The organism is Sphingomonas sp. TF3 (assembly GCF_003985085.1).
Classification (GTDB): domain Bacteria; phylum Pseudomonadota; class Alphaproteobacteria; order Sphingomonadales; family Sphingomonadaceae; genus Sphingomonas.
Genome location: NZ_RWKS01000057.1, coordinates 1 through 4683, shown reverse-complemented (window position 1 = coordinate 4683; position 4683 = coordinate 1). Strand labels below are relative to the sequence as shown.

The 4683-nt window shown below is 65.7% G+C and carries 6 protein-coding genes; all 6 read right to left on the bottom strand.

The window, feature by feature from the left end; translation table 11 throughout:
* Positions 1 to 52 precede the first annotated feature (52 nt).
* Positions 53 to 778, bottom strand: coding sequence for a DUF6927 domain-containing protein (locus tag EJC47_RS20610; protein WP_260591700.1), 726 nt, complete (start codon positions 776 to 778; stop codon positions 53 to 55).
* A 95-nt stretch (positions 779 to 873) separates the two neighbouring features.
* Entirely contained in the window at positions 874 to 1404 is a 531-nt protein-coding gene (locus EJC47_RS20605) for a hypothetical protein (RefSeq protein ID WP_126849566.1), read from the bottom strand.
* A 28-nt stretch (positions 1405 to 1432) separates the two neighbouring features.
* Entirely contained in the window at positions 1433 to 2068 is a 636-nt protein-coding gene (locus EJC47_RS20600) for a hypothetical protein (protein WP_126849565.1), read from the bottom strand.
* Positions 2069 to 2159: 91 nt separating this feature from the next.
* A complete protein-coding gene (locus EJC47_RS20595) occupies positions 2160 to 2618 on the bottom strand; it encodes a hypothetical protein (RefSeq protein ID WP_126849564.1) in 459 nt (152 codons plus the stop codon).
* 27 nt (positions 2619 to 2645) lie between these two features.
* Complete coding sequence (locus tag EJC47_RS20590; protein ID WP_126849563.1) at positions 2646 to 3617, bottom strand: phosphoadenosine phosphosulfate reductase domain-containing protein; 972 nt, start codon at positions 3615 to 3617, stop codon at positions 2646 to 2648.
* On the bottom strand, positions 3614 to 4537 hold the full coding sequence (locus EJC47_RS20585; RefSeq protein WP_126849562.1) for an ArdC family protein: 924 nt from the start codon (positions 4535 to 4537) through the stop codon (positions 3614 to 3616). Before EJC47_RS20585 ends, EJC47_RS20590 begins: the two co-directional genes overlap by 4 nt.
* Between the last annotated feature and the right edge of the window lie 146 nt (positions 4538 to 4683).

The window sequence follows — 4683 nt, the reverse complement described above, 5'->3', positions numbered from 1 at the left end:
CATGGCCGTGGAATCGACACCCGCACCCCATGCCGCGACGACGGGCGGGCGGTCAGCCATTGGCCGCGTCCTTCGGAACGATCGCCGCGTTGACGATGCGATAGCTGCGCTTGCGAAATGCCGGAATGCGGCAGATCGCGCGACTCTCCGGATCGCGGAAGAGCGGGGTCCTCCCGGTGGGATTCGCGACGACTTCGAAGCGGGTGCGGTCGGTTCCATCGCTAAACCGCATGGGCTCATCGAAGATGATGGTCTGCCCGGGCCGGGGGTTCGGCTTCGCCCGCTCCAGCTTGCGCCGTACGAGATTGGCGCGGCAGCGTGCTCGCCATGCCACCGCATATTCGCTGTCCGTGTCGGTCAGCTCGTCCAGAACCGCAGCGGGGCAGTCGCTCTCGCACGGCCCCATATGCTCGGTCATGTCCTTGTATCCAAACGAGTGACCGTCAGCGGCGCGGGGGTTGTGCTTGGTCAGGCACACAACGGCGAAGACCTGACGGTCGCCGTTGCTCTCGACACGCTCGCACGCGGCGTAATAGGTGGACCCGACCATGGACGAGGCCAGCACGGTGAGACGGTGATCGTCGCGCGTGTAGGAAAATTGGTTGTCGAGATAGGAGCGCGGCGTGGCGTAGCCGCCCATATCGCGCATGAAGAGCCAACCCATAATATAATCTCCGATGTTTGTGGGGATCAGGCGGCAGCGGCGAGGCGCGGAGCGGCGATGACGCCGATCGTCGCGGTAAGCGGTGCCGGAACACAAGGCGTCCAGCAGCTCCATGATCGGCGACCGATGGACCCTCCCGACCGGTTCGCCGCCTCGGCAGCCGTTGAAAGTGGTATCGCCGGCAGCAAGGAAGCTGCGCGGCGATGCGCTCAGGGAGCGGATATCCCTCCCTCCGGCGGTGACGAGCGGTTAGTTGTCCCCAGTCGCGCTGCCAGGGTCTCGTCGATGAACTGGCTGGTCGACATGGTGTCGACGGTGTCCGCCGTGATCACGATCGCCGCGCCGCCAAAACCGTCCGAGCGCATCTTGGAGCAGTTGAAGCCAGTCTCGATCGTGACGAAGGTGTGTGCGTTTGAACGCCGCACAATCTCCTGAAGGATCTCGATCCACTCGTCGTCGAGTTCGATTTCGGCGGCGGCCTCGCCCTCGGGCAATTCCGCGACCGCCTTGCTGAGCAGTCGCGTGGCAGCCGAGGCGACGCCCGTTGCAGCCAGTGCGGCCAGCATGTCGGGCAGTTCGAGATCGATCATGGTGTTTCGTCCGATCTCGGCGAACAGGTAGAGCTCGTCTCCGTCGACCTCGGAGTCGAATATGTTGCGGAGAATGAGCTGCTCGGCCGCCGTGAGATCGGCGAGCGGAAGCTTCGGCGATACGACGCATTGCGAATAATAATCGGCCATGATGGCGTCTCCAGCGTATGCGGGGGGATCAGGCAGCGGCGGCGAGGAGCGGAGCGCCTATGTCGCCGATCGTGGCGGTGAGCCGACGCTGGAACGCCGCGGTGTCCAGCAGTTCGGCAATCGGCGCCCGGTGGACCTGTCCAGCGGGTTCGCCGTTCCGGCAGCGGTTGAACGTGATTTCGCTGTCAGGAAGGAAGCTGCGCGGCACCACACGGATCGATAGGTCCACGTGCCGCAGCTCACTGGTGCCGTCGTCATCGTCGCGGCTCATAGCCGTGTTGATGCGCGCATCGTCCGGATCGAGCCCGATCACCTCAGCGAGACGGGCGAGCGCGCGGCGCGCCTGATAGTGGAAGGTGCGTTTGGCCGGATAGTCACCGCCAACCGAGTTGCCAGCGATGTCGAGTAACGCCGGAGACGCCTCGACGGCCGAGCGATCCAGTCGGCATTGAAGACGCAATTCGCTGATGCTGGGTGCCGTGCGCTCGGCGACGTCGGCCAGGTTGCGGATCAGCAGAAGGATCGACGCATCGACAGCGATCGACTTGCCTGCGCGCCGGCAGTCGTCGACTGCGGCGTTGAGCGCGTGCAGCGCGTTCGGAACGGATTCGAGACCTGCGGGCGAAAGCGCCTGATTGTGGCGATAGAGCGTGTCGTAGAACATGGGAAAAACCTCCGGAGCGCCGGGGCGCGCTCACAAAGGCCGAAGGCTCCCTCTCCTCCACCGGGGCATGGAATGACCGGCTATCGGCCGGCTAGGACGCGGCGCGACCGGGCACGATCTGGAAGTGGGGCGGGACGGAGTCTGCGGTATCAAGATAATCGAGGATCGCCTTCACCGAGCCCAACCGCACGACGGTTTCACGGTCGATCATCACGGTGTCGTCGTCGGTCGCCGCGTAGAGCCGCACCTCGCCCTCGCCCGTGAAGACAGCTCGCTCGGCACCCCAGGAACCGCAATTGGACTGGTGCCAGCGCGCGAAGGGAAGGCGATGCTCGACACAGAAGCTTTCGAGCTCCCTGAATTCACCCCACGCAACTTCGCTCGCCATCAGTTTGAGAGGGCCGTCGGCCGGCAGGTCCGCGACGGTAAAGGGTTCGCCGTCCCATTCGGGCGCCAGCGCCTCATCCTCGATGAGCCCGACGAAGGATTCGAGAAGGGAGGAGGGGAGGGTGCCGCCTATCGTAATCGTTGCTGCCACACGGTCGACCATTGTTGTCTCCTATCATTGGAAAGTTGTTCAAATCGGCCCGGCGCTATCACCGAACGCACCAGCGGGGAGCGCCCATGGCTCGGTCAGGATGGGAAGCCGCCAGTCCGGATCGCCCGCCTGCGCCAGCTCTTGCGGGTGCAAGGTTGCGGAGGGGAACGGGGTGCCGCGATCCGCGAGCTGGGCTACGCTCAGGGCGCGGTGGATCGTCTTGCCGCTTGCCGTCTCGCGGGCCGCGATCCGGCCGAATGCCTCCGGAAAGAGGAGGCGCAGCGTCGCCCATTGGTGAGCCGATCCGAAGATGCAGGCACGACACGAGAGGCGGCCCCATCCCAGGACGTACGCCGGGTGGGGCCGGATGGTCGACGCGGCTATGGCGTCCCAAACCATGCGTTCGGTCCAGTCATGGACCGGGCGCCAATGGTCGACCGAACGCGAGCGGGTAGAGGTTCGGTGTGGTTCAAACGACGCATAGTGCGCGCGAGACGGGCTCTCCTCGGCGCGCTCGCCGGTGATGACCAGCGTGCGGCCATCAAGGAAGCGAGGCTGATTACGGATCCCGGCCGCGAGGATGTCGATCTTGAGGACGGGGCTGCACCAGCGCACCCGAAGATCGGGCGAGGTCTGGGGAAAGAGCCCGCGCGTGCCGGCAGGTCCGTGTCCGCCGGCCAGGCCGATGCCGTTCGGTGTCTCGAACAGGATAGGCGCGGTCGGCGCGTCAGCGCGGGCCAGCTCGCGCGCGAAGCCGCCTTCCCGCCACGAGAAGTAGATGGGGATACCGAGGTGATCGGCGATCGCGCGGACATACCCTGCCGTGCACGGCCAATCCATGAAGGTCGGGCCGTGGCCGTCGACATCATGATGGTGCAGCTCGACGGCGTGCGCTGGCACGCCGAGGCTGAGAAGGTGGAGCAGGGCGGCAAGGCTGTCCTTGCCGCCGCTGAACGCCACGACGAAGCGCCGGTAGGCGCCGAGGTCGGGGCGGGCGACCTGACCGATCATGCCGCTTCACGGATCTGGTCCTCGGGCTCGTCCGAGGCGGCGAGGCCGGTCGCGCGCAGCAGGTATCCGGCGGCGGCTTCCGCTTTGGCGGCCGCGGTCATGATGGCGCGCGAGTCCTTGCGCAGCACCTTCAGCCACGAGCCGATATAGGCTGCGTGATCGTCGATGTGCGAGGTTGGCAGGCCAAGATCGGCGCCAAGCAGCGCGGAAGTCATTTCGGCGCACAGCTCCTCGAAAGCGTAGGCGTCGTCGCCGAAACGCTTGCCGAACTCGCGGTCGAGCCGGTCAGGGTGACCGCTCCAGTGACCTGCCTCGTGCGCCAGCGTGGAAGCAAAAAAGGCGCGGGTGGAGAACAGTTCGACGGGCGGCATCGTGATGCTGTCGGCGATGCGATCGTAGAAGGCGCGATCGCCGCGCATGTGGACCGTCGCCGGCAAGGCATCGATGAAGCGCTGCGCGCGATCGGGCAGTTCGTCGGCGGGCGGCACCGCGCTGATGGGACTCGGATAGAAGTCGGCCGAGAGCCCGTCGATCTGGTCGCAGTTGAAGACCGCGTAGGAGCGCAGCACGCGGCGCATCTCGTCCGAGCTGTCGCCGGTGACCGGCGATTCCACGGTCTTGCTGTAGGATTTGTAGAAGATGGCGATCTGCGAGCGTTCGCCCTCGCGGACCTGGCCGCCAAGTGCCTGCGCCTGCTTGTACGTCATCCAGGTGCGCGAGTTGTAGCCGGCGCCCTCGGCGCAGAGCCACAGCCAGAAGCAGTTGATGCCCTTGTAAGGGTCGCCGGTCGCGCGCAGCGGACGACCGCCGAGGCCCGGGCGCCATGGCTTGACCCATGGGCGCACGCCGGACTCGAGCTTGTCGATGATGGTGTTGGTGATGACGTCGGCAGGCGACAATCTGTCGGTGGTCTGTGCCACAGCAAGTTCTCCTGATTTGGTTGAGGCGAACCCGCGTCAGCATCCTCTCCTCTGGGAGAGGGCGGCGCGGGGTCACAAAAAGAGGGGCGACACTCCGCGAAGAGTGCCGCCCCAGTCGCCTCGAACTGCAGTAGAGATTGCTAGGC